Source organism: Paenibacillus sp. HJGM_3 (genome assembly GCF_045062745.1).
In the GTDB taxonomy this organism is placed as follows: Bacteria; Bacillota; Bacilli; order Paenibacillales; family NBRC-103111; genus Paenibacillus_AA.
Genome location: NZ_JBJGED010000034.1, coordinates 35,310 through 59,685 on the forward strand (window position 1 = coordinate 35,310; position 24,376 = coordinate 59,685).

Annotated in this window: 18 protein-coding genes and 1 pseudogene; 3 read left to right on the plus strand and 16 right to left on the minus strand. The window is 55.8% G+C overall.

Annotation, left to right across the window (positions count from 1 at the left end):
• Nucleotides 1-10: 10 nt before the first annotated feature.
• Nucleotides 11-787 (plus strand): alpha/beta hydrolase, encoded by a 777-nt coding sequence (locus tag ACI5FR_RS28545; RefSeq protein WP_405460851.1) that lies wholly within the window; start codon nucleotides 11-13, stop codon nucleotides 785-787.
• Nucleotides 788-821: 34 nt separating this feature from the next.
• Here ACI5FR_RS28545 and ACI5FR_RS28550 read toward each other — a convergent pair whose 3' ends face one another.
• The 6 genes from ACI5FR_RS28550 to ACI5FR_RS28575 form a co-directional block, all read right to left on the minus strand.
• Nucleotides 822-1,955: a hypothetical protein gene (locus tag ACI5FR_RS28550; protein ID WP_405460853.1), complete on the minus strand. Its 1,134-nt coding sequence runs from the start codon at nucleotides 1,953-1,955 to the stop codon at nucleotides 822-824.
• A complete protein-coding gene (locus ACI5FR_RS28555; protein ID WP_405460855.1) occupies nucleotides 1,952-3,412 on the minus strand; it encodes a sensor histidine kinase in 1,461 nt (486 codons plus the stop codon). The genes ACI5FR_RS28550 and ACI5FR_RS28555 overlap by 4 nt, the downstream gene beginning before the upstream one ends.
• A 1-nt stretch (nucleotide 3,413) precedes the next feature.
• A complete protein-coding gene (locus ACI5FR_RS28560; protein WP_405460857.1) occupies nucleotides 3,414-4,118 on the minus strand; it encodes a response regulator transcription factor in 705 nt (234 codons plus the stop codon).
• Nucleotides 4,119-4,207: 89 nt separating this feature from the next.
• Nucleotides 4,208-4,939 (minus strand): N-acetylmuramoyl-L-alanine amidase family protein, encoded by a 732-nt coding sequence (locus ACI5FR_RS28565; protein ID WP_405460858.1) that lies wholly within the window; start codon nucleotides 4,937-4,939, stop codon nucleotides 4,208-4,210.
• A 109-nt stretch (nucleotides 4,940-5,048) separates the two neighbouring features.
• Nucleotides 5,049-5,993, minus strand: coding sequence for an ABC transporter permease (locus ACI5FR_RS28570; RefSeq protein ID WP_405460860.1), 945 nt, complete (start codon nucleotides 5,991-5,993; stop codon nucleotides 5,049-5,051).
• Nucleotides 5,986-6,918, minus strand: a complete 933-nt coding sequence (locus ACI5FR_RS28575) for an ABC transporter ATP-binding protein (RefSeq protein ID WP_405460863.1) — start codon at nucleotides 6,916-6,918, stop codon at nucleotides 5,986-5,988. Before ACI5FR_RS28575 ends, ACI5FR_RS28570 begins: the two co-directional genes overlap by 8 nt.
• Nucleotides 6,919-7,054: 136 nt before the next feature.
• On the opposite strand from ACI5FR_RS28575, the gene ACI5FR_RS28580 reads away from it, so the two are divergent.
• Entirely contained in the window at nucleotides 7,055-7,870 is an 816-nt protein-coding gene (locus ACI5FR_RS28580; RefSeq protein ID WP_405460865.1) for a DUF817 domain-containing protein, read from the plus strand.
• A gap of 448 nt (nucleotides 7,871-8,318) precedes the next feature.
• On the opposite strand, the gene ACI5FR_RS28585 is transcribed toward ACI5FR_RS28580, so the two are convergent.
• The 5 genes and pseudogenes from ACI5FR_RS28585 to ACI5FR_RS28605 form a co-directional block, all read right to left on the minus strand.
• Nucleotides 8,319-8,930 carry a class I SAM-dependent methyltransferase gene (locus tag ACI5FR_RS28585; protein ID WP_405460867.1) on the minus strand — a complete coding sequence of 204 codons (612 nt, stop codon included), beginning with the start codon at nucleotides 8,928-8,930 and terminating at the stop codon, nucleotides 8,319-8,321.
• A gap of 103 nt (nucleotides 8,931-9,033) precedes the next feature.
• Nucleotides 9,034-9,306, minus strand: coding sequence for a DinB family protein (locus ACI5FR_RS28590; RefSeq protein ID WP_405460869.1), 273 nt, complete (start codon nucleotides 9,304-9,306; stop codon nucleotides 9,034-9,036).
• Nucleotides 9,307-9,331: 25 nt separating this feature from the next.
• A pseudogene (locus tag ACI5FR_RS28595) lies at nucleotides 9,332-9,520 on the minus strand (DinB family protein); the annotation flags it as partial.
• 101 nt (nucleotides 9,521-9,621) lie between these two features.
• Nucleotides 9,622-11,001 carry a sensor histidine kinase gene (locus ACI5FR_RS28600; protein ID WP_405460871.1) on the minus strand — a complete coding sequence of 460 codons (1,380 nt, stop codon included), beginning with the start codon at nucleotides 10,999-11,001 and terminating at the stop codon, nucleotides 9,622-9,624.
• Nucleotides 10,994-11,668 carry a response regulator transcription factor gene (locus tag ACI5FR_RS28605; RefSeq protein WP_405460873.1) on the minus strand — a complete coding sequence of 225 codons (675 nt, stop codon included), beginning with the start codon at nucleotides 11,666-11,668 and terminating at the stop codon, nucleotides 10,994-10,996. Before ACI5FR_RS28605 ends, ACI5FR_RS28600 begins: the two co-directional genes overlap by 8 nt.
• Before the next feature lie 138 nt (nucleotides 11,669-11,806).
• Here ACI5FR_RS28605 and ACI5FR_RS28610 point away from each other — a divergent pair, with 138 nt between their 5' ends.
• Complete coding sequence (locus ACI5FR_RS28610; RefSeq protein ID WP_405460874.1) at nucleotides 11,807-12,664, plus strand: hypothetical protein; 858 nt, start codon at nucleotides 11,807-11,809, stop codon at nucleotides 12,662-12,664.
• Nucleotides 12,665-12,768: 104 nt separating this feature from the next.
• Here the strand turns inward: ACI5FR_RS28610 and ACI5FR_RS28615 are convergent, their stop codons facing one another.
• The 5 genes from ACI5FR_RS28615 to ACI5FR_RS28635 all read right to left on the minus strand — a co-directional run bounded on the left by ACI5FR_RS28615 (nucleotide 12,769) and on the right by ACI5FR_RS28635 (nucleotide 23,956).
• The gene (locus tag ACI5FR_RS28615) at nucleotides 12,769-13,263 is read right to left on the minus strand and encodes a GyrI-like domain-containing protein (RefSeq protein WP_405460875.1); all 495 of its coding nucleotides are present in this window, start codon (nucleotides 13,261-13,263) and stop codon (nucleotides 12,769-12,771) included.
• Between the two features lie 51 nt (nucleotides 13,264-13,314).
• Nucleotides 13,315-13,620: a hypothetical protein gene (locus ACI5FR_RS28620; protein ID WP_405460877.1), complete on the minus strand. Its 306-nt coding sequence runs from the start codon at nucleotides 13,618-13,620 to the stop codon at nucleotides 13,315-13,317.
• A 214-nt stretch (nucleotides 13,621-13,834) separates the two neighbouring features.
• Entirely contained in the window at nucleotides 13,835-17,869 is a 4,035-nt protein-coding gene (locus tag ACI5FR_RS28625) for a glycosyl hydrolase (protein ID WP_405460879.1), read from the minus strand.
• A 343-nt stretch (nucleotides 17,870-18,212) separates the two neighbouring features.
• Entirely contained in the window at nucleotides 18,213-19,370 is a 1,158-nt protein-coding gene (locus ACI5FR_RS28630; protein ID WP_405460881.1) for a HupE/UreJ family protein, read from the minus strand.
• Between the two features lie 104 nt (nucleotides 19,371-19,474).
• The gene (locus ACI5FR_RS28635; RefSeq protein WP_405460883.1) at nucleotides 19,475-23,956 is read right to left on the minus strand and encodes a lamin tail domain-containing protein; all 4,482 of its coding nucleotides are present in this window, start codon (nucleotides 23,954-23,956) and stop codon (nucleotides 19,475-19,477) included.
• Nucleotides 23,957-24,376 lie beyond the last annotated feature (420 nt).

Below are 24,376 nucleotides of genomic sequence, written 5' to 3' on the forward strand. Positions count from 1 at the left end.
GAGGCATGAAATGAACACGTATTTCAATATTCCATACACGGGCACGGACGACGGTATGCGCTACATCGATCTGTTCGTGCCCGAACGTAATCCGTCCAAGATGTGCATTCTGTTTATTCATGGCGGCGGTTGGTCCGCGGGCAGCAAAGAGCAGTTTCACTCCCTGGCCTCCCATTTTTGCGGCTTGGGTTACACATGCGCCTCCTTGAGTTACCGTCTATCCGGCCCATACAAATTTCCGGCTCAGATCGAGGATGCCCGCCTCGGCATGTCTTTTCTGAAGTGGAATGCGGATCGGTATTTGTTCGAACCGGAGCGGATCGCCGCCTTCGGCTCGTCGGCCGGCGGTCATTTGGCGCTGCTGCTGGCTCTTATTCAGCCCGGAGATTCGATGGGAAGCGTGCCGGGCTTGACGGAGAAGAACACGCTTCCCTGTGCGGTTATTGCCTACTGCCCGGTGACGGATTTGAAGAGAGAAAAGCAATCTTACGCCCAGCTGATCGGGAGCTCGTTCGCTGACGCCCGCGAGCTGTATAGATCCGCATCGCCCGTGGATTGGCCGCAGCCGGCCAACATCCCCATGCTTGTCATCAACGGCGACGAAGACACGACGACGCCTCTAGCAGCTTCTGAAGCTTACTGCCAAAAAGTGCGGGAAGCCGGCGGCCGCGCTAAGCTCGTTGTGCTTCCCGGGGTCAAGCACGGCTTCGGCTACGGTGTGACGACCGAAGCACAGCTGGTTTCCGTACGGCACGCAGAGCGTTTTTTGGACGGTCTGCATTTCTAAATTGCATTTTTGGGAATCGCTAGTGGCCCTTTCGTTATTTGAATTCAATCACCATGTTCTGCATGCCGATCGGGGCGGGTTGACTCGGACGCGGGTTCTCCTGCTCATAGAGCTTCCAGCCGCCCAGCAGCAGCTTCCCGCCGTCCGGACTCCACTCCATGAGCGTCGGAACGAGCCCGCGGAAAATTTGCGTTTTGTTCAGCACGTTGTTGCCGTACAGGGAGGCCACATAGAGCGTATCCTTGTCCTGCGTATAGACGACCGACTTGCGGTCCGGCGACAGGCGGAACATGCCGGTTTGCTCCAGCAGGATCGACAGGGCGGCATTCCGCCGGTCGTAGGCGTATAAGGTCCCTTCCGGTCCCAGGAACGCAATCTGGTCGTCATGGATCCATTCCACTCGACTGTCCCGGGCCGCGAAATGCTCATAGCTCGTGGACAACTCTGAGCCGCTCCAGCCGCCGAATTGGACATACGACGTCCTGTTCGATATCTTGACCACCGCCACGCTCTCAGCGTCGTCCGACAGATGGATGGAGGCGATCGTATCCGTCGGCTTCCAGTCCGGAGCCGTGTATTGTTTCGCCGATTTCGTCGCTGTATCGTAAACGTGGATCTCATCTCCGCCGGGCACGGCATTGCGGCTGAGGTAGATGAAATAGCGGCCGTTGTTCGACCAGCCCATCTTCACAGAGCGGATCTGATACATGCCGATCTGACCGAGGGCTGTCTCTTCCTGATTCGCCGTCGAGACGAGCTTCAAGGCGAAGCTGCCATCCGCCTGAGGGACGAGCAGTACAAGGGAATGTCCGTTCGGCGACAGGGACATGTAATCGGGTTTGGTCTCGGCCACTCGCCACTTCAGATGGGACTCGTACGGATAATCGACCCGCTCGAGACTGGAAGCGCCGGATGAATCGCCCATTAGGCTGAGCAGAGCGTCCTGGTCGAGCCATCCCAGGGGAACCCCTGCCACTGTCCCCTGGCTCATGACGCGATAGATCGTCTTGACGTCGAACGGCGCATTGTCACCGCCGGCCTGCGATTGCTCCTCGGTATCCGGGATGACGATCGTTTCCGACCTCGCCCCACCCAAGCCCATACAGCCCGCAAGCGACAGAGTTACGGCCAATAAGAGCGAAACCAGCTTCGCCTGACGTCGTATCATTCATTCCCCTCCTTTTCTGCTGTCCCATAAGGAAGGTCTATATAGACGCGGATAAACTCTCCCTCGCTGGTGATCCGCAAGCTCCCCTGATGCTCCTCGACAATCGCCTGACTGATGCTAAGCCCGAGTCCCGCGCTGTCCGCTTCATGAACCCGGGGATCCGCCCGATAGAACGGCTCGACGATACGGCTCAGCTGTTCGGGACTGATCGCAGGCCCTCGATTGGAGAAGACGAGCCGGACCTTACCGGGGTCGAGCCGGGCGATCACCTCGATATCCGTGTGTGCAAACCCGTATTTGATGGCGTTGTCGAGCAGATTGATGAACAGCCGGCGCAGCTTGTCGGGCTGCCCCAAGACGAATAAGCCTTCTTCGGCTTCGCAACGAATCGTTTTCTTATACCGCTGAGCCTTGATCGTCATCGTCTCGCAGACATCCCGCAGCACGCCCCCGACATCCACCGAGCTCCGCGTCTCCGTCCCGTACGTCTCCTTTGACATGGCCAGCAGCTCCAGGACCATGTCGTACAACCGCCGGCTCTCCTCCTTGATGTGGGTCATGCCTTTGTCGAACAGCTCGGGGTCCCGGGCTTCGTTCTCGTGAATCAGGGTGGCGTACCCCATGATGGTGGTGAGCGGCGTCTTCAGCTCATGGGTCACATTGTCGAAAAACCGTTTGCGTACTTGATTCAACTCCTCGAGCTGATCCCGGTCCTGCTCTATTCTGGCGATTTGATCCCGGATACGCTCCATCATCCGGTTCAGATTGGCGGACAGCTGGCCGATCTCGTCTTGGCGTCCCAAGGAGAGGCGAGTGTCCAGCTTGCCGTTCATGACCTCCGTGGAGGCTCTGGACAGCTTGACCAGGGGGACGGTGATGTGTCTCGACAATAGATAGGTGAACAGGAAGGCGGCCGCGAACACGACCATGGCGATCGTGAAGATCGTGCGCCGGATTTGATTACTTTGTTCATAGAGCACCGTGAAGTCTTTGGCAAACCGGATGATCCCAACCTTGGTGCCCTCAACCGCGACAGGGAAGGCGAAGAGCACGGAAGCCGTACCCTCCGCTTCCGTGATCGTATAGGCGGTTTTGCCTTGTAACGCCTGCTTCAGGTCGTCGCCCTCGGCCGTGAAAAGTGTCGGGTCGTCCGTATACAACAATTCCCCGGCCAGCGAGTACATGCCGATTCGGGTCGACGTGTCATGCTGCAAGTCTTGGGCCATCTCTTCGGCGATTTGGCCGAAATACAGCTCGTCATTCGCGAAATGGTGGATCAAAAACGATTGACGCACGTAAGCGGTGCTGTTGATTTTCAAGCCGATCAGGTTGTCGGTGATGATCTTATGATTGCCGGATTCGATATTCCGGGCCACCATTTGATTCAGGATCAGGAAGAAGACGAGGAAGATCAGGAAAAACCCGATGAGCAGCTTGGCTCTTATCGTTCGCAGCATGCTACACGTCCACTTGCTTCTCGAATTTATAGCCGATGCTGAATACGGTGGTGATCAGGTCGCCCAGCCCCAGCTTCTTGCGCAGCCGCTGAATGTGCGTATCCACCGTTCGCGTATCTCCGGCATAGTCGTAACCCCACACGCGGTCCAGCAGCTCGCTTCGGCTGAAAATGACCCCCCGGTTCTGAACCAGCATCAGCAGCAGATCGTATTCCTTCGGAGTCAGATCGACCCACTCTTCCTTCCGGCGAACGAGCCGTTCGTTCATGGAAATCACAATGTCCTTGATCCGGATGACCGGGTCTTGGGACTCCGCTCCGGCTCCGGTTCGGTTCGCTTGCGCGATTCGCCGCAGAATCGTGCGGATCCGCGCCACGACCTCGCGCAGATCGAAGGGCTTCGTTATATAATCGTCCGCTCCGAATTCAAGACCCAGGATTTTATCGGTAATATCGGATTTGGCCGTAATCATGACAATGGGGATGTTGTACGCGGCGGTCACCTTCTTGCAGATTTCCAGCCCGCTCGTATCCGGCAGCATCCAGTCCAAGAGGAGCAGGTCCGGCCGGAACGACTCGACCATACTCCAGCCTTCGGCGCCGTTATAGGCCTTCCGGGTCAAGAAGCCTTCCCGCTTCAATCCGTATTCGAGGAGATCCGCGATGGCTCTCTCGTCTTCGATAATTCCAATTTTGTGCCTCTCCATTCGCCCTCCCGCTTTTTCGCTAACTGGACTACCGGACTTTCCTTCCGCTGCGGTTAGCATTTGTTGGAAATGCCAATTCATATGCAGGCTCAAGGCTGTTTGTTGAAATAGTCTCTCACGCCATCGGCAATGGCTTGTGCCGCCCGGGCTTGTCCGGCCGCACCCAGCATTTCCGCTTCCTCCCCGGGATTCGTCAAATAGCCGATTTCCACCAAGGCGGCCGGCATCTCGCTAAGCGTCAGCACCTTCAAGCGATCCTCCCTGACCTCGCGGTCCCGGAACCCCATCTGCTGCACCACCTGCCGATGCAGCGACTCGGCCAAAGGCAATCCGTTCTCATAGCGGTAATACGTTTCCGTCCCGCCCACCGCCGGGTCTTTGTATGTGTTCCCGTGGATGGAGATCAAAGCGTCAGCCTGCCATTCATTGGCCAGCTGCGCCCGGTCCTCCAGCTCGACGAAGGTGTCGTCCGTCCGGGTCATTTTGATTTCGAACCGTGAATCTTGGCGCAGCAGATCGGCTGCTTTCAAACCCAGCGATAAGGTGTAGTCCTTCTCCATTTTACCATCTTTGCCAACCGCGCCGGGATCTTTGCCGCCATGGCCCGGATCGATCACGATTCTGATCTTTTGATTCGGATTGGCATTGGAGGAAGTGGCTCGGGAAGGGCGTTCGTCCGGATTGGCCATGAGATAAGGAGATAAACCCGTGTCTCCGGAGGCCCAGCTGACTAGCTTGCCGGCTAGTAGGGCGAGGAAGAGGAGAAAAGCAGCAAAGCGAACTAGTCGGAAGAATCGGTTGCGTTTGCGGGGTGTGTTCATGTTGGCCTCCCTGGACTTTCTATGATCCTCCTCTAGTTATACATGCTAGAGTTCATAGGGAAGTGGCCAACTTGTAAACTTTTTGCGATTTTTCGATTGAGATCCGATGTTAAGCCGCTACGTCTCTTCGTGTAAACATGAGCCAGGAAATCAGGTTGAACACGAGGAAATAAACCGCCAGCATCCCGATGGAGAACGATAACGTCATTCCCTCTTGGTAGGGATGCCCGGATAAGTATTGGGTAAGATCGGTGTTGGCGAACAACAGGAATTTGCTCCAATCGAACCGATGCAGCGCCTCCAGTAAAATATTGCCCGCAAAATAGGTTCCAATGGAAATCCCGATGGCCATCGTGCTGCTGCGGAAAGCGGATGAGATCATAAACGCCATGGTGACATACATAACGGTGGAAATCCCGTTCAGCATATACGTTTTCCACAGATTGAGCACCATATTTTTTTCGACGACGATTCCTTCCGCAGTGACGCTGATTAAAGGCAGATCCATGAATCCAAAGCGGTACAAGATCCCGTTCACCGCGAACGATACGAGGAATAGCGTGAGCAACAGCAGTATGCCGAACAACAGCATGGAGATATACTTGGATACAAGGATCTTGAAACGGCTGGCCGGCCGGATGAGCAGTAGCTTGATCGTGCCGGACGCGAATTCCCCCGCCAGACTGTCTCCCGCAATGATGATCGTGAAGACAGTAATGATCAGAACCAGATTGGCTGAACCGTTCACGCCATCCCATAATGTGCCTTCCGTCGTGTGTATATTATGCTCCAAGTGATAGTCGATGACGGCAATCCGCTGCAGGTTGTACGTTCGGTTCCCTTCTTCCAGATCGGGCTTCTTCAGAAGTTCGATCCGGTGCTCTTTTTCCTGCAGCAATTGGGTCCGCCAGCCTTCCCCTTGCGCCTTTTTTCCATCGGAATGCCATTGCATTATGTTGACCAAAAGGACTAAAGCGGCCATGAGTCCGATCAAGATCCACGTTCTCGCCCGCCGGTAGATTTTCATGTTTTCATTGAGCACCAGATTAACCAATCTGCCCACCCCCCGTTATTTCCAGGAATCGATCCTCTAGAGACAGACGAACCTGCTGCACGCCAAAAATGCGAACATCGTTCTGCATCAGCCCGGCCAGAAGCTCCGGGATGCAATCCCGCTCGGTCGTGACCTCGACGAGTCCTTCCTGGGCGAGCTTAACCCCCTGGACTCTATCCATCTGCCTCAGGGCTTCCAGCGCCTGCTCCGGCGGCTGCGCTTCGATCAGATAAGTATGAGTCCGGTCGCTCGCCTGGGTAAACTGGTGAATCGGCTTCACATCGACCAGCTTGCCCCGCTGGAGGATAGCGACCCGATCACACATGAGCTCCATCTCGGACAACAGATGGCTGGAGACGACAACGGTGATTTTCTCCGTACGGGTCAAATGCCGCAAATAATCGCGCAGCTCGCGAATTCCCGCAGGGTCCAGACCGTTCGTCGGCTCGTCAAGAATCAGCAGGGACGGCCGGTGCAGCAGCGCTTGGGCGACACCCAGACGCTGGCGCATGCCGAGGGAGTACTTTTTCACTTTGTCGTGGATGCGGTTATCCAACCTGACCCGTGAAACCACTTCGTCGATGCGTTCCTTGGTTACTCCCGGCACCATGCGGGCGTAATGAACGAGGTTTTGGTATCCGCTCAAATACTTGTACATTTCCGGATTTTCCACGATGGCGCCCACGTGCCGGATCGCTTGCTCGAATTCGGTTTTGATATCTTTTCCCTTGATCAGGATTTGCCCCTTGGTGAGCGACATCAGTCCGACGATCATGCGGATCGTGGTTGTTTTGCCCGCCCCGTTCGGGCCGAGGAAGCCGAAAATCTCGCCGGGCGGCACGTCAAACGTAAGGTCGTCAATTATAGTGGTCCGGCCGACCCGTTTGGTCACATGACGCAAGCTGATGATAGGTTCGCTGCTCATCAAGATCCTCCTTAAATGGATGAATACGTTGGCCACATTGAATTTAACATAAAATTTATCGTTTTACAATATATTTTAGCTGTTATACAATGTAATACAGAAGCTCGCCATTATTCATCTAGAAAGGGAGAAACTTATGCAAAGCCGTTTACGGCATCCCCTGCTGCAGCTGGTTCGCTTCGGCTGGCAGCAAGCGCTGTCCTGCGTATTTCCCGTGGTCATCTTTGCCTCACTGGCCCTGACCCAACACATTCCCCTGCCTTGGTTGCCCCGTTACGACTGGCTGCTACTCATTTGCCTAGCCATGCAAATCTGGATGCTGCGTTCCGGACTGGAAACCCGCGACGAGCTGAAAGTGATCACCGTCTTTCACCTGATCGGCTTGGCTCTGGAACTGTTCAAGGTCCACAAGGGGTCCTGGTCGTACCCGGAGGAAGGCTGGACGAAAGTGGGCGGAGTCCCCCTCTACAGCGGATTTATGTATGCCAGCGTGGCCAGCTACTTGTGCCAAGCCTGGCGGCGCCTGAAGGTCGACCTTGTTCATTGGCCTTCGTTCTGGCTGGTAACCCCGCTTGCGGCTTCCATCTACTTGAATTTCTTCACGCACCATTATTGGATCGACATTCGTTGGTGGTTGTCGGCTTTGGTGCTGCTTGTATTCTGGCGAACCTGGGTTACCTTTGAGATCGGCGGTTATCGGTACCGGATGCCGCTTGCCCTTTCTTTCACGCTGATCGGCTTTTTTATTTGGATTGCGGAGAATATCGCGACCTTCTATAGCGCGTGGGAATACCCGAATCAATCCGACACCTGGCGTCTCGTCGATGTCGGTAAGATCAGCTCCTGGCTTTTGCTCGTCATCGTCAGCTTCCTGATTGTGGCCGCATTGAAACAATTCAAGGAACAGCGAACTGTGATTGGAGAGGATATCCGGAATTCCGTACCCTTCTGAAGTGACTGGATTTCGAAGAAAAACGGGCCTTGGCGTATAGTTGGCGCGTGAGGTGGGCAGGCAGAGGGATTCCGACCGCTGCCCAAAATTTTGCTTTTGCGTTGCGTTCTCATCACGAGAGGGAATTTCTCCCCCTTTTCGATGGCTGGGCCGCCGGATCGGCTCCATGAAGAGGAATTTCTCCCTCTTTTTCAATCGGAATCGGTCTAATCGGGGCTTTCGCTCGGAAAGAGAGGGAGGTTTTCCCCTTGATGCCGCCGGAAGTCGTAAAATCGGCCCAATGAGAGGGAGGTTTTCCCTCTAAAGTTAGCGCAATGTGAGTACGGGCTTCACCCTAATGCCGTTCGGGGATCCTGGCGGGTCTTCGGATTCCCATCACTTTAGGTAGGTGCCCACCGTTAGGATATCAATTCTTATCTATCAATGAAAAAAGCACCTCTACGGCGCTTCAATTATGCTTATCAGGCGTAGCCCAAACCAAGTGAACGGCACCCAACATATAGTGTTCGATTTTCTCAATCTTTAATTTGGACTGTTGAAGGATCTTAACCATATCGCGATTGAAATGACAGCCAATCACCTTTTTAAACAGGGGATTCACTAGCGTCTGGATACCGCCGATCAGAGGATTGGAACTGATTCCGTGCTCCATCAGAAGGATCTGACCATCGCGCTTGCACCATCTTTGAAAGGCTTCGAGCACGATGCTAGGGTCTTCGTATCCGCATAGGGATAATGTGGAAACAACGGTGTCGAATGACTCGTCGGGAAAGGATAGCGACTCAATATCGGAGAGAATAAATTCAGCACGAATGCCATACTCGGCGGCTGCCGTCTTGGCCTTGTTCAGCATCTCCGGACTGAAATCGACCGCCGTCAAGTCAACGCCTTTGGGATAATAATGAAAATTGGCACCTGCACCGACCGCAACTTCAAGGACTCGCCCTTTTGCGTTACGGATCAGTTTTTCCCGCCATTCTCTTTCCGTTCGCTGTCTTCTTCTCGCTTCGTATATGCTCGCCTGTTTGTCGAATTTTCGGATTAACTTATCTTGACTCATGCGCCAGACCTCCTGAATCTCAAGGTTTAATATCCGGGCCCGGCATAACGCTGCGCCGCCTCATTAGACGCCGTCGTTTCTAACCCCGGGCGACTGCTCGGAATTATTCATCAGGGAAACGTATAATATCCGTGTCAGGGGGAGTGTATCCAAGGATTCTCCCCATGGTCATGATCTGCCCCTTATGGTGAAATTCATGTGTTATCACATGACTCATCAGTTCCAATGCTGTCAGGTCAAACTCTTCTGAACGCCAAGAAAGAGTGCCAATAATTCGGTGATCCAATCTTTCCCCATATTCCCGCAAAAAGATATCGACTATCGAATCCATTCTTTGGAAGAGTTGGAACATCTGATGCATATCTTGAGATTTCATCAGGTTGGGTGTAAGGGTCAGACGACTTCAGCGAAAACCTTCCGATCCATGATTCATAAACGTTTGCAATATGAACGAGCGTATTCCGAATACTCCCTCTTCCAAAAGCTTCGACTTCTTGGACAAAATCGAATGAACTCATTTTTTCACAATATTGAAATACAACTCCCCTCGAGCTTCTAACGAGTTCATATTGCTTTTGCATCACGTCCATCAAACTAACTCACCTCCCGACACTGTCACCACGCGTTCCCCTACTTGGATCCCGATAGCCCCCCATCTGACCAGGCTCCGGCTCCGCCGGCGGAACCCGCGCTACAGGGGCAATCTCACCCTAAACGTACTCCCCGTGCCTACCTTGCTGTCGACGTGAATCGTTCCCCGTCCGGCCTCCACGAGACTCTTGGCGATGGAGAGGCCGAGCCCGTGCCCGCCCTCCTGGCGAGTTCGGGATTTGTCCTGCCGGTAGAACCGGTCGAAAATGCGCGAAAGAGCCTCTGGCTCGATGCCGATCCCGCTGTCCTGCACCTCGACGGTCAGCCACCGCGTCCCCTTTTCCGCGCTCTCGGCCAGTCTCACGTCCACGTCCCCCCGCTCCGGCGTATATTTAATGGCATTATCGATTAACAGGACGAGCAATTGATTCATTTTCTCCGCATCCCAATCCGCCTCGATCGCGCCCGGTGCATGGAGACGAAGCGTAATATCCTTGGCTTGAGCCAAAGGCTGAAGCTTCCGAATGACCTCGGCCGCCGCGTCGTTCAGCGAGAATCGCGAGCGGTTCAGCACGAGCTCTCCGGAGTCGGAACGGGCCAGCTGGAGTAATCCCGCGGCCAGCTTGGTGATGGAGCGGACCTCCTCTTTCATCCCGTTCAGCATTTGGCGGGTGAACGGCTCGCGCTCCAGCGCCTCCTCCAGTTGAAGCGCCTCGATGGAGGAGAGCAGGACGCTGAGCGGCGTCCGCAGCTCATGGGAGGCGTCGGCCACGAATTCACGCTGTTTGGTGTAGGCCTGAGCGATGGGGACAATCGCTCGCCGCGCCATCCGGTGGCTGAACCAGAGCGCCAGCAGGAAGAACAGCAGCGCCAGCCCGATCAAGAGGAGCAGCAGCCAGCGGAACAGGTCATGCTGGAATGTGACTTCTTTGCCCACGTACAAGGTGCCGATGCGTTCCCCCTTCTTCGTTAGCTCCCGAACGGCGACGATGAAGCGGGCTTGCTCCTCCTGCCTCTCCTTCATCCCGGCAGAAGGCTTCACTACGGTTTGCAGGGCGATCTTGTTGATGCCCTTCCCCTTGACCCGGCCTTGCGCGATTTGGTCCATCACCTGGGGGCGAAGCTCCGGCTGGATTTCATCCCCCAGCTGGAGGCTCCTGTTCTCGGCGATCCAATAGTAGAACGACTGGTCCGAACTGATCGAGAACGCATCCTCGATCTCGCGCGGCGGACGCCGATAGGGATCGCTCTCCTTATCGGCCCATCTCTGCAAAGTGTCGATCTCGCTGTTCGCGAGCTCGTTCAAACGGTGGAATTGATCGTTCCAAATGAACAGGTAGAGCAGGCTATAAACGATTAGGACGAACAGGCTGAGGAACAGGATCAGCATCCCGCTGTATTGCAGGGTTAGCGTGCGGCGCGTCCGGTCGAACAGATCGGCTTCGAGGAGCCGCTTCGAGATCGAACTCCACTTAAGCATCGACTTTGTACCCCACGCCTCTCACGCTCTGAATCAGCTCGCGGGATTCCGTCGGCTCCAGCTTTTTGCGGATTAATTTCACGGTGGCGTCGATCGTCTTCAGGTTCACGTCCGCGTCCAGCCCCCAGACCTTGTCCAGGATCACCTCGCGGGTCAAGGTGCGGCCTCTGTTCTGCAGCAGCAGATCCAAAATCTGATACTCGCGCGGTGACAATTGGATGACTCGATCCCCCCACGCGACGATCTGACTTGTACGCCGCAGCTCCAGATCTTGCACCTGGATGACATCCTCCTGCAGCGGAACGAAGGTGCGCCGCATCAGCGCCCGCAATCGCGCTAGCAGCTCATCCATCTCGAACGGCTTCACCAAATAATCGTCGGCTCCCGCATCCAGCCCCTCCACCCGGTCCTGCAGCGCATCCCGGGCCGTCAGCATGAGAATCGCTCCGCCGTACCCGGACTTGCGCAACCGGTCGCACGTCTCGCGGCCGTCTCCCTCCGGCATCATCCAGTCGAGCACGACCACGTCGTAGCTGGAAGCTTGCGCATAGTCGTACGCTTCGCTCCCCGTCGTCACCCAGTCGATCGTGCAGCCGGTTTTCCTCTTCAGCAAGTGCACGGTGAGCTCGCCCAACCGCAGGTCGTCTTCCGCCAACAAGAGCTTCATACCTTAGCCCCTTTTCCAATAATAGGATTCTTAAAAAAGTATAACGGAACGACCTGCGGCTTTCACCATATTTTCACCAAGTCTCTGTAGGATAGGGGTCAAGGAAGAACAATCCAAATGAAGAGAGGAACGAGGAAAATGAAAAACAAAACGAAAGCGATGGTTATTGGAACAGTGGCAGCCCTGTTGGTAGTAGGCGGAGGCAGTGCGATCGGTTGGAACCAAGCGCTGGCGGCGGACCCTGTCGCGACTGCCGACACCGCGCCTGACCCAGGCACGCAGAAAGCCCCGCCTCGGGAAGATGGCCAGCGGAAGCCTCCGGGGCAAGGAAAGCCTAAACAGGGAGAACGGAAGGGTGAGAGGAATGGCGACCAGCCTTGCCAAGATCCAACTGCATCAGGCGCTGCTGCCGGATCCGACGGTCCCGGAGGTCGCGGCGGTCGTCCCGCACCTGCACCGGGCGGCACAGGGGCCAATCACGAGCCCGCTGCCACTCCGCAAGGCGATGAAACGGTGGCCATCTCCGGCGGATTCGAGACCGATCCCGTCGATCACGGGCGTCCGGTCGTCCTGATCGCAGCCGCCCTCGGCGTCCCGACGGAGGTGTTCCGAGAGGCGTTCAGCGGTGTGAAGCCTGCAGGCCTGGATCGCGGCCCGACGGCCGAAGAGGCTCAGCGCAACAAAGCCGCCTTGATGAGCATCCTCGCTCCCTACGGCATTACGAATGAGCGTTTGGACGAAGTGTCCAATTACTACCGCTATAACGGCAGCAAGGGCCAGCTCTGGAAGCACGAACGGGCAACGGCCACCGCCGTCGTGACCGATGGGGTCTTGACCGGTATCACGATCACCAACCCCGGCTCGGGGTACACCTCGAATCCGACGATCAAGGTGAAGGGGCCGGACGGCACGATTGTGAACGCGGTTGCCACGATCGCATACACCAACGATTTCCGCACAAACGGCAGCATCGCTTCGATTACGCTTCAACCGTAAAGATGGTGTCCGGCGTTTCCTTTACTATCGACGGACTAGTAAAAAAGGGACCGCGCAGCGCTAATGCTGCATCGGTCCTCTTTTCGTAGAACTTATAGAGTCCGTTATTTTACCGGTGCATAAATATCGAAATCAAAATACTCGATTACATCTGCAGGTATGTGAAATGGATTTACCGGTATGAGACGATTCATCTCATATCCATACGAACCTATTGTCATATCTCTTTCAAAACCCACACTTTCAAACCATTTCCACAAAGAATCGTAAGTGCGATCCATTTGACTGCGGTCACCGCGCACTGTAGTTTTGGCATATTTTTTAGCTGGGATGGTTATCGTTTCAAACCCTTCCGGAACACGATCCAGAGATCTGACTTCCACTCCTACCCACAGGGTTTCGACCCTTGTCGCCCATTGCCACTCCGGTATGAATACTAGCCCTTCGTCTGTATTCAGCCTACCAGAGTGATCCGCCATAACGTTTTCAATTTCTTTCCATGCTTGACGTACATCACGTTGGTTAGCGATCGTACGCAATACGATTGCCTTCATCTCAGGGCGTTCGACAACGACAATTTCCGAGACATTTGATTTCATTGCTACTCCTCCTGGAATATATCGCTACGTTAGAGCTCAACAGCTTCTGAATTATTCGTCGGCAAATAACCTTTTCATTTCCTCTGGAACTATTTTCACATCCTCAATTTCAATTTCACCATCTTCATTTGGGGGAGTCAGTCTAACCAAAAGCATATTTCCATTATCAAACCTTAACAATTCATAATTAGTGAAGATTGTCCTAGCGGGGGTTAGTGTCTTGAACCCTTCAAATTCGGTTTTTTGCACACTATTTGCCCTACCCTCAGAAAACAACTGAGTAAAGCGCTTGTAATCTTGTTGATCAATTGAGACTTTCATCAGGTGAGTGGTGTGTATTGGGCTATCGGGCTTCATTTCACTATGCGAACAACCTAAAAGAAGTCCTAGAGATGAACATAGTATTAACAGCTTTTTTATGTGATCTCCTCCCTTACGGGGAATGTAGTTAGAACGTAACCATTTTATCCCCTTATTCTTTTACACTTCCAGCACTTGGAAAGTTGCGTAACACTGCCCATAAGAAAAAGGAGTTAGCACCTTGCCGGCGCTTAACTCCTTTCTCTTTCCGCTACGTATCGAGCGTGAAGTTGCAGATGCCGATCATGTTGTCGTCCCCGTCATCCGCATACACCCGGATCGCGTAATTCCCGTCCGGCAAGCTGAGGCTGTTCAAGGATACGCTCCAGTAGGCCGTACCGCTGTTATACGTGGTGTTATTGTACACTGGAGTGGAACTCGTTGCTCCGTTCGACAGGTTGATGTACTGACCGGAGCCGTTCTGCAGCGTAACGGTGACGCCGGTCACATACGGATTACCATCAGGGTCGAGTGCAATTCCCCTGAACTCCGCAGGCATGGTCGTGACCGTAATTTGCTGGCCTCCTTCGCCCCGATCGAGCGGACTCGTCACCCCCACGATGACATTGCCCGTCGTATTTTGCGTGGGAGGAGCGCCGGTGTAGCTGCCGAACAAATCCTGGTACACGGCTCCCGCCTGCGGGTACTGATTGTCGCTCAGTCTGCCGTTGTAGGAGGAGGTGGCGTTCCAGTACGTCTGGTACACCACGTCGTTGGAGTCGATCCAGTTGTACATCAGCTCCATGTAGTCCGCGCTGTCCCCCGAACCGTTGCCGCCGACTCCCCATTCGGAGTAAGCCATCTTCTTCCCGTGCGCCAAAGCGAAATCGCGATGCCAGTTCATCCCGTACGGCCGCGTCAGAGCATACTGGAACCGCTCTTCCGGATCGGAGATGTGCGAGTAGTTCTGTTCATCATAAATATCCATGCCGATGATGTCCACATAGTTATCGCCCGGATAGGCTCCTTCCGGACCTAACGGCGGCGATCCGACGTTGAAGCACCAGTCGAAGCGGAACTTGTTCGATACCGACCGGAACGTCTTGACGAACTGTCTATAGGCGCCGATGAAATCCTGAAGCTTCTTCTCCTGAATTTCGCCCGAGCCGGCGACGATCGTCCACGGGAACCAACCCCCGTTGAACTCCCAAGCCGTGCGGATATAAATTTCATCGAAATCGGCGTTACGCGACAGCAACACCTCGGCTGCCCGTTTGTATCGGGCGTTGTAAACGCCTTTGGCAGCGTCCTCCAGGTTGGCGTACTGTCCGGTCATCGGGCGTTCATGCGGGATTAGCGGCACGGACCACAAAATCCGGTTGCTCAGCTGCCCCCACACGGCACTGCCCGACGCCCACGATATGCTGTTATTGAAGTCGGTCCAGCTCGCGTCGCCGCCGTAACCGAGGAAAGCGACATCGTTCCGTCCGAGCCAGCCCATGAACTGATTGGCGCCCGACACGCTGTTTCCTACGTAAGCTCCGATGATTGTCGGAGCGTCCGGCATGTCGGTGTAGCTGGAATCGTACGTCTTCCGCGGTACCACTTTGATATAGTCCAAATTAAACGGCGTCACTCCCGCATTGCTCCGTACCGACACTTGAGCACCTGCAGGGATGTCGACATAGACGCTCTGCTCGTAATACGCGTTCTGCCCACTCATCGCGCCGGAAGCCGCGAAGGAAATATCTTTAACATGCGTGCCGTTCACGTAAAGGCTGCCGCTGCCGCTGCTCGTCGCCGCATAGCCAATGGCCAGCTCGTCGATCGCCATTGCATTCGTGAAAGTGACCTGGGCACCGCTCGCCGTGACGCCGACAGCATTGCCGCCGGATGCATAAGGATCCGCGTACGACGTCGCGCCCCCTCCCAGGGTAAGGCTTTCGGCTTCATACTGGTAGTAGATGCGCAGCAGATCGAAACCGATGGCCGTGTCGCCGCTGTCGTACTGCAGCTTCACGGTCGCCCCGGGCGCAATGGAGATCGGCATGCTCAGCTCCGCGTAAGCGCCCGAAGTGTTCGCCAGCGTAATATTGCCGGCGTCGCTCCCGTTCACATACAGGCTGATCGTGCCTGCCGCTTGCGACGAATAGCGGAGATTCAGCTTGTTGCCCCCGTCTGCACCGGTAAACTGGACGCTTTCGCTAACTGCATTGAGATCGATCACTTTGCCGTCCGACGCAGGCGAATGGGTGCGGAGCGTCGCACCTCCGGCTAACAGTCCCCATTCCGCTTCATACGTGGACCAGGCCCCCTTGTAGTAGGGCTTCGCCGGCGGAGCCGGGATCGGGTCGATGGCCGGACGCACGATAAAGTAAGGCGACTTTACTTCATTCCATCTCGTATTGCCTCCTTCGAACGACGGGTTCAAGATGAGATTAGACCCGCCGCCCTGCGCGTTCAAAGAGAAGTCGTCGATGTACAGCGCCCCTTCGCCCGTTACTGTGGTCTGAATTTGCAGGACGATCGCCGTGTTAGAGCCCGAGTTGAACGAGAACGAGACTTGCTGCCATGTATTGTTGGCGGCAACCGATGCACTCGACCCGATCATCGTTGCCCAGTTCGTCGTGTTCGCCACGAGCTTGATGCCGCTAACCCCTTTGATCCAAGCGGATACATTATAAACGGTGTTAGTCTGCAAGCCCTGTACGACCTGATGCGGCCCGGACCAAAGCCCGCTGCCTTCCGAGACGTAACGCATCGCCCACGAGCCGGTGTGCGTATTCGGGTCCTGCGGCGGCGGTACGTAATCTTCCTCGTCGATCACGATGTCGTCTACCAAGAACGTGCCGCTCTGGAACCGGTATGTCGAAACTCCGAACTCGGCGATATCGCTGACAGCGTTCATTAGAGCAACGCCGCTCGCCATTGGGACTCCATTAATCTCCACGTCGTAAACCTGTGCAGACATATCGATTTCCACGCGAATGTCGTACCATTGGTTGGCGGTGTAGTTCTGCAGAGTACTATGCGTATTGTCCGGCAGTTTGCGAGCCAGCCTGTTCTGGTCGAACGCAAGCTCGACCGCCTTTACTCCGTTGCTGTCCCGCAGCGTGAACCAGGCCGACCCGGTCGTCTGCTGGGCCAATATGCGCATTTCCATAGAAACGTCATCTGTCAGTGGCGTGAAACCGACTTTAGCTTCGTTCGTAACGGAGTTGGCGTTTTCGGTCGTGCTCAAATACCGGTTGCCCCCGCTATCGGCCGCTACCGTCACGGCATTCGCGCCGGTGGTGGCCGTCCACCCCGCTGGTAGCTGACCGACGGTAGTGCCCTGGAAATCCTCCGAATACACGGCCGCTGTCGGGATCAATAACGAAGCGCTCAGCACGGCCGTACCTTGAGCGGCACCCGTCGCCGCAACCGGTATTACCTCGAAGAACAAATACTGTCCCTCATCTCCGGCCGTCACGGTATACGTTTGCGATGTGGCGCCGCTAATGGCGATTTTGTTCGAGCCATTGGCCAATGTCCCCCGATACCATTGGAACGTTGTCGCACCTTCTGCGTCCGACTCCGCATCAGTGTACGCGTATTGGCCGGTCAGCGTCATACCCGGTTCGGGCGAGCCCGCGATCATGACATTGGACGCCTGCGGCACCGCATTCTCTCCACTGATTTCGATATCGTCCACCCGGAACGTGCCGCTCTGATACCGGTACGTCGAGAAGTCGAATTGCGCAACGTCGGCAACCGTGTTCATCAGCGGTGCATTGGCAGCGTACGAAACCCCATCGATCGCGACATCGTAATTCTGTGCTGCCAAATCGATATCCACGCGAATGGCGTACCACTGGTTCGCGGTGTAGGTACGCAGCTGGCTGTGCGTGTTGTTCGGCAGCTTGCGCGCCAACCGATTCTGGTCGAACGCAAGCTCGACCGCCTTGTTCCCGCTGCTGTCCCGCAGCGTGAACCACGCCGTCCCGGTCGTCTGCTGGGCCAATATGCGCATTTCCGCCGTGACCGTCGAGGAGACCGGAGAGAAGCTCACGCTGGCCACATTCGACGTGTTGTTGGCGTTCTCCGTCGATGCCAAATACCGATTACCGGTACCGTCTTCGACGACGCCGACCAAATTGGCGCCTGTACTGGCCGTCCAGCCATCCGGCACTTGACCGACGCTCGTGTCTTCGAAGTCTTCCGCGTACACTACAACGATAGCCGCCTTCGCCGCCTTTTCCCAGAACGGAACGACGGATGCGAACATCAGCGCAGTCAACAACAGGATGGATAACGTTTTTTTCATAAGAACACCTCTTTCACACGTAATTAGATGGATGATCCCTTTTTCTTCCGCCTATGCAGCCCCTTCCCGTACCGGCCGTTCACTCTCATCTCCCTCCGTCATGTCGATTGGATGCTGCGTTCCCCCCTTTCCCTCTTCACTGTCTTCATTAAATCAACTGACCGCCGTCTTCGGCTATTTGATAATGTGACTTTATTTATGGAAAAGGTGACTCAAATGCGCTCGCCTCGGGCTAGTGTGCAAAGATCAAAGCGTAACTAAAAAAGAAGGTGTCCCGACAACCATAATTGGCTGAAGGAACCCTTCTTTCACCTTTTATCGGTGTTCGACAATTGGAACCGCCTCACAACACCGTCCGCTCCACAAACCATACCAGCCCTACCGCGGCGATCAGCCCGGAGACGGCGTAGGCGGCGGTGCGGTACCGAGCGGTGCGGCTGGCCAGAAGGAGCAGCGGCAGCAGAACGGCAAGCACTGTGAGCTGACCGAGCTCGACGCCGAGGTTGAACGAGAACAAAGACAACAGATAGCGGTCGCCGAGCGAGCCTTGCAGCACTTGGGCGAAGCCGAAGCCGTGGATCAAGCCGAAGCCGAGCGCCACGGCCCACCGCCACTGGAGCTGCTTGTTCCATAGGTTTTCGACGGCTACATACACGATGCTGAGCGCGATCAATGGCTCGACGATGCGGGGCGGTATGCTGACGAGATCCAACGCGGCGACCGCGATCGTCACGCTGTGCCCGATCGTAAAGGCCGTTATGATCTTTACATAGTTGCGCACCGGCTGCCTCAGCAGGATGAGTGCGGCGATAAAGAGCAAGTGGTCGTAGCCGGTCCAGATATGCTCGATGCCGAGACGGACGTATGCCGTGAAGGTCATCACCCAGGCAGGCACCGTCAGCTTCGTGGTGACCCGATGGCCCGCCGTAGCCGCTGCTCGGTCCTCGGCCGTGCGGTTCCCGGCCTTGAAGATGATGTCCGTCTTCGCATCGCCGGCATGCAGCGTCGCGAAATTCTGATGCTGCGGATCCAGATCGTCGAAGAAGAAGTTGTACCGGATCGTATAGGTATCGACGGGGTCGTTGAATGCATAGTGAAGGTTCATATAGAGATAGGAAGTACCCTGCCGCTTCTGCAGCGAGATGTCCGTTAACTTGGGAGTTCCCGTCTTGCCGTTGTTTCGTACCTCGAGATAGCGGGTGACCATAGGCAGCAGGTCCTTTTCCGTCCACCCTACCTTTTCGCCGGAAGCTTTCGATTCGCTCCCGCCTCCCAGCACGAAGACGCCGTCGGAGTGGCTGTCAACCCACTGCGCCACTTCGGCCGGATCAAGATACAGCTTATAATCGATGGCATGATCCGCCACCTGAATATCCGAATAGCCGACGGTCGACATGTGCGCCAAGGCGCCTTGCGGTAGAACGATAACCAGCAGAGCCGCAATGCCCCATACCGTCAGGAGCTTGCGGACGGCAGGCGTTTTGTTAAGCCAAGCCAACATATCCGTACCCTCCGAATCAAGCAATTTGGAAGGCGGCGGGCGAAAGCGGTCCGCCAAGACCGCTTCCCCCCCTGCCTGCCTCGTTACCATCACTTTCTAAGTCGTTACTTCCTGGAGTTTCCCGGCTTTTCCATCCGGAATCGCCAGACGTCGGACCCCCGGCTTCCGCCGAAGCCGTCATTCACGGTCACGTACCAGCTGAACTCCTTATCCCACGGCAGGGACTTCCAGTCTTCGCTGGCCGTCGTTCCGCTCTTCACCTTCTGGCGGGCGCCTATGACCTTTTTCGTGTACACATTGACACCGATATAATCGGTTGCGACTTGCTTCTCCACCGGACGCGTCGGGTAGTCGATGTCGAACTCGTCCTTGCCCGGCTCGTCGTAGAAGTTCTCGTCATTCAGATACGGCGAATACGTATTGACATGAATCTTCTGGTTGTCGAGGTCGAACTGCAGGAACCGGATATAGCCCGATCCGCCCTGACGTCCCGACTGGTAATCCGCAAGCATCTCCACAATGGTGCGGTCGCCGACGTGCTTGACATTATAGGCCGCTCCGTGGAAATGGCCGCACAGCACCATGAACACATTGTTGTTCTTCGCTACGATTTCATCCCAAATCTTTTGCCCGTACCCGTCCGCTCCATAAGCTCCGCTCGGCGAAATGTAGGAGTGGGTCGCCAGGATCGCGTAACGGTTAGGATATTTCTTCAGAATATCGTTCGCCCACTTCACCGTCTCCTCCCGAATGTCCCAGCCCAGGTACATGACGATGAAGTCTTGTCCGTTCTGGGAGACCAGGTCGTAATGATCCCGGTTATTGTTCAGATCGTCGCCGTAGGTTGGCTGATTCTCGAACCGGCTTCGGCCGAAGTACTTATAGTACTCCTTGTAATCCGCCTCGGCGAAATGCACGTCATGGTTGCCCGCCACGACGCCGTACGGCATGCCTGCGTCATCCAGCAGCTTCATGCTGTCGCTTGCCGCCTTCCACTCGTCCGGCCGGTCCCAGTCGTCGATCAGGTCGCCCGTATGAATCGAGTAGATAATCTTCTTCTCTTCCTTCTGGTCCACGATATATTGCATCATGGATTTGTAAATTTCGGGGTACGAATCCGAATAGTACTGCGTATCGCTGACCCAGGCGAATGTGAAGTCCACATCGTCCGGAGACGGGAACAGGTCTTGAATCAGCACATGAAGCACGCGATCCTTTACCATGTCTCCGGCGTTGACCTTTGCTTTCAGTTCGAAATCCTTGTCGCCGTTGCCCGAAGCCGCCCATACCCATTTCTTGGTCTTGTAGTTCCACGTATACATGGTCACTTGGCGGCCCGGCAGCGAGTGTCCGTTCCAGGTGACTTCCACCTCGTCATCCGCCGCGGGATCTTCCTCCAGCGTAAAATCGAACCGATGATACGGGAACTGCCCCGGAGAATCGGTCACGAAATACTTGCCGTCCTGCTCCTTCACGTTGGCGATGGCATCGGCCGAGAACGGCGTCTCTCCTTCGGGTGCCAGCTCCAGCGGCGGCTCGCGGTCGGTCGAATTCGAGTAGGCATGGATCGCGGAAGCGGAGGCTCCGGCGAAATCGTATTTATACGCCTGATAGAACGTCACGTCCATCGCATCGCCGTTCGGATCGGTCAACTGGACGCTCAGGTCCGCTTTATGCCCGTCGCGAACCGTCATGTCCTTGGAAGGCTGCGGGTTCGAAGGCTGGTCGGGACGATCATTGGTCGTGTCGAAGGAAACCGATCGTGTCGTCGTATTTCCTGCGCGGTCCTTCACCGTTACAGCGAACGTATGGGTGCCCTTCTCCAGATCTTTCTTGGCGGGAAGCTCAACGGCTTGTCCGTCCAACTCTGCGGTGATCTCTTGCACGCCGGACGTGCTGTCGGCTGCGTCGGCCTCCAGGGTTACCGGCCCTTTGTACGATTTGCCATCCTCTACACCCAGACGATGGATGACCGGAGCCGTATTGTCGACGACGGCTTTCGTTTCGACCCGATGACCGGCCGTGTCCGTCAAGCCGAAGAGGTGCTCTCCGTCCTGCAGCTCCTGCGTATTTACGGTGGCGGATACCGCCGTGAAGGAATCAGCCGGCATTTGGATCGTGTAATGAACCTGCGGCAGCGCATCTTTCAATTGAATGCGTGCGGCGGGATCGGCGATCGGTTTGACGACGCCTTGATCCGATACGCTCTTGGCGGACGTGATCGCGACATTCTCGCCGTTCCAGTTCAGAATCTGCACGTTCGCGAGCCAGAAGTCGTCGTTATTGCCCTCCAGCCCCTTCGGGTCGATTTTGTTCCCCGATGTGATGGAGATCGTATTGTCGCCGGGCTTCAGCATTCCCTTGGGCAGTGCGAGCGTCACCTTTGTGTAATTGTTTGCCGCCGGCAGGAAGGTCACCAGCTGATCGTTGATGAACAGGCCGTTCTTGTAGCCCGGACCTTCGATGTCATGCGCGTCGAACTGAAGGTAAGCATCATGCGGCAGCGAAGACTGCGCGTCGAGCGGCTGCCCGTCGATCGACAGCGTCATGGCGCTGCCGGCGGTCTTGCTGATGCCCTCGAGCACCTGGCTTCCGCGGATGTAGGCATTCGCTTCGACATTCAGCGCCAAAGGCTCGGTCTGACGCTCGAAGGTCAGCCGCTTCGCAACACCGCCGTTATCCAGTGTCGATACGGACTGGAAGCCGTCCGAGGCGGTCAGATAGTAGTCCATATAATCCGCGTAAATCAAATCGTAACGGGGAACGACTGCCGCATACGTATCCGTTCCGGTACGCAGCAGGTTCACCCTCTTGTACGCGGCCGCGCCGTTCCGCTTATAGAACAGGCTGACCCGCTTCACCTCGCCGGGAAGCTCGTCGGTCACCTTCACTTCCACCGTCAGCTCTGTAGAATACGACACGGCATCCGGCTCTTCGGCGTCGGGGTCGTCCGATTCCGACGTGGCATCGCGGAAAGCCGTATCCACGATAACAGGCTTCACGGTATCTTCCGTCACTTCGATCGGAGCTGCGGGTACCTGGGCGTACTGGAGGGCGCCCGGCGTCGGCTTCTGGCCGTAAGCCCGCTCTACCATCTTGTTGCTTCCGTCCCGCGGAAATTCATACACGATGCTCTTGTCGTCCATCGCCTCGTCCTGGGTTATGCTGAACCAGGCTTGCGTAATAACCCCGGCCGCGGCGTGATGAACCGGATTGGTCGCATCGGCGGCAAGCAGGACGCGTCCTTCATCGGCGTCCGGCAAGCCGACGCCCGCCCAGAAGAGCGGCAGCACCTGAGACGCATTCAGATTCGAGCCGTATACCGCGTTGAAATCCGCGATCGTCTTCGTCCGGGCGGTGAAGGATTGCAGCCAGACTACCACCGTTTGCCTGGAAGGCACGATGAAATCGTCCGCAATATCGATGGGGCTTACGCCGCCGTTGCGGTTCTCGTACACCAGCTTGTAGTCTTGGAGGTTGATGTTCCGGTCGGTGTTGTTATAGAGCTCGACGTATTCGTAATCTTCAGCGCCGGCGTTCTGCGCCACAAGCTCCGTGATCAGAAATTCCGAAGCGGATCCCCCTCCCGCTTGTCCGATCTGGATCGTATGGAAATCGTTCGGATCCGCCGGAACGCGGGTGACGTTCACACCGTCCGAAGCCTCCAGATAATAGGCCATATAATGGGCCCCGGTCATGGCCGATTTCGGAATCGGAGCGGCGTACTCCGCATACCCGTCGCCGCCCCCCGTGCCGTACGTCATGTCGGTTACGGTAAAGTCGGCGCTGCCGTTCGCCCGATAGTAGAGCTTGACGCCGGACACTTGCTTGTTGTCGTAGACGCGCGCCGTAACGGTCGTGTCAGCCGGCGCTTCCAGTGCCGGGATGGGCGTATGGATGAGCTGCGGAGGCGTCAGATCTACCTCTGTATTGGGCTGCCCCGGCACTTGGGCCGCCGTTACCGATCCCGGCGTAGCCGGTTCCACACCCGCGGAGCCCATGACCATCGCTTTGCCGCCATCTCTAGGGTAGCTATAGAAAATGCCCTTATTGGCCACTGTCTGCGCATCGTTTTGGTAAGAAGCGGTCACGATTTCATTGCCGCTCTTATCTTTTATGACTATCGCCCTCTCGGCGCTGTTGCTCATCCCGCCGCCGCCGTCGACGCGGAACAAGTTGACATGCTCAGTCAGGCTGGTGCCGTAATTCGAATTGAAGTTGTCAGCCGGTACATTTCCGTTGACGTCGTTCATCACCCAGAACACGACGGCCGACCGGGACGGAATCGGAATATCCGAGGCAAGCGCCGGCCAAACGGTCTCGGTGCCGGCGGGATAACGGTAGACCAGATCGAAATCTTTAAAATTCATAGAGGTATCCGTGTTGTTGTAAACTTCAATGAATTCATAGCCGTCTGCACCGCTGATATTGGATGAGTCCGGAACTACTTCCGTAATCAGAAGGTTCGGAACGGAAGTGCCGGGCGCAGTTGACTCCGCGACACCGATCGAAGGTGCAAGCAAGCCGACGGCCAGTGCGATCGAAGTGATTTGGGCGATTATACGTTTTGGAAGTCTGGTAATCACGATTTCACTCACTTTCCTAATCGTTATGTAGGGATCTGGATTAACCTTCATTTGGTTCGTACCGGTATGGCGCACCTCCTTAGCGGTATATCCCCACCGATGGATTCTACCGGGATGCTGCCGGAAGGGCTATTCACACCTTCTACGATCCTTGCCGATCATTCTGAATGGACTGTTAAGAATGTGTGAAGGAGAGCACCTTGAAACGTGCAAAGCTTCTTGAAATCCGCCCAACCTCGGTCCTTATGCCCCCGTCTGAAGACCGAGGTTCAACACAAGATCACACCGGATATGAAGAAATTTGTAGATTTGTCGAGGGTAATTGCTACTTCATTACTAGACGGTTTGTAAATAGGGGGGCCAGCGGTCAACAATCTCTTAAACGTCGGATTTCGAAGAAACCCTGGCAACATACGTTAT

Coding starts and splice junctions, on each gene's coding strand:
- ACI5FR_RS28620 (WP_405460877.1), bottom strand. CDS start 13,620: ATGAAGCCCGATAGCCCAATACACACCACTCACCTGATGAAAGTCTCA.
- ACI5FR_RS28545 (WP_405460851.1), top strand. CDS start 11: ATGAACACGTATTTCAATATTCCATACACGGGCACGGACGACGGTATG.
- ACI5FR_RS28590 (WP_405460869.1), bottom strand. CDS start 9,306: ATGAAATCTCAAGATATGCATCAGATGTTCCAACTCTTCCAAAGAATG.
- ACI5FR_RS28615 (WP_405460875.1), bottom strand. CDS start 13,263: ATGAAATCAAATGTCTCGGAAATTGTCGTTGTCGAACGCCCTGAGATG.
- ACI5FR_RS28605 (WP_405460873.1), bottom strand. CDS start 11,668: ATGAAGCTCTTGTTGGCGGAAGACGACCTGCGGTTGGGCGAGCTCACC.
- ACI5FR_RS28580 (WP_405460865.1), top strand. CDS start 7,055: ATGCAAAGCCGTTTACGGCATCCCCTGCTGCAGCTGGTTCGCTTCGGC.
- ACI5FR_RS28625 (WP_405460879.1), bottom strand. CDS start 17,869: ATGAAAAAAACGTTATCCATCCTGTTGTTGACTGCGCTGATGTTCGCA.
- ACI5FR_RS28550 (WP_405460853.1), bottom strand. CDS start 1,955: ATGATACGACGTCAGGCGAAGCTGGTTTCGCTCTTATTGGCCGTAACT.
- ACI5FR_RS28630 (WP_405460881.1), bottom strand. CDS start 19,370: ATGTTGGCTTGGCTTAACAAAACGCCTGCCGTCCGCAAGCTCCTGACG.
- ACI5FR_RS28600 (WP_405460871.1), bottom strand. CDS start 11,001: ATGCTTAAGTGGAGTTCGATCTCGAAGCGGCTCCTCGAAGCCGATCTG.
- ACI5FR_RS28575 (WP_405460863.1), bottom strand. CDS start 6,918: ATGAGCAGCGAACCTATCATCAGCTTGCGTCATGTGACCAAACGGGTC.
- ACI5FR_RS28555 (WP_405460855.1), bottom strand. CDS start 3,412: ATGCTGCGAACGATAAGAGCCAAGCTGCTCATCGGGTTTTTCCTGATC.
- ACI5FR_RS28610 (WP_405460874.1), top strand. CDS start 11,807: ATGAAAAACAAAACGAAAGCGATGGTTATTGGAACAGTGGCAGCCCTG.
- ACI5FR_RS28560 (WP_405460857.1), bottom strand. CDS start 4,118: ATGGAGAGGCACAAAATTGGAATTATCGAAGACGAGAGAGCCATCGCG.
- ACI5FR_RS28585 (WP_405460867.1), bottom strand. CDS start 8,930: ATGAGTCAAGATAAGTTAATCCGAAAATTCGACAAACAGGCGAGCATA.
- ACI5FR_RS28565 (WP_405460858.1), bottom strand. CDS start 4,939: ATGAACACACCCCGCAAACGCAACCGATTCTTCCGACTAGTTCGCTTT.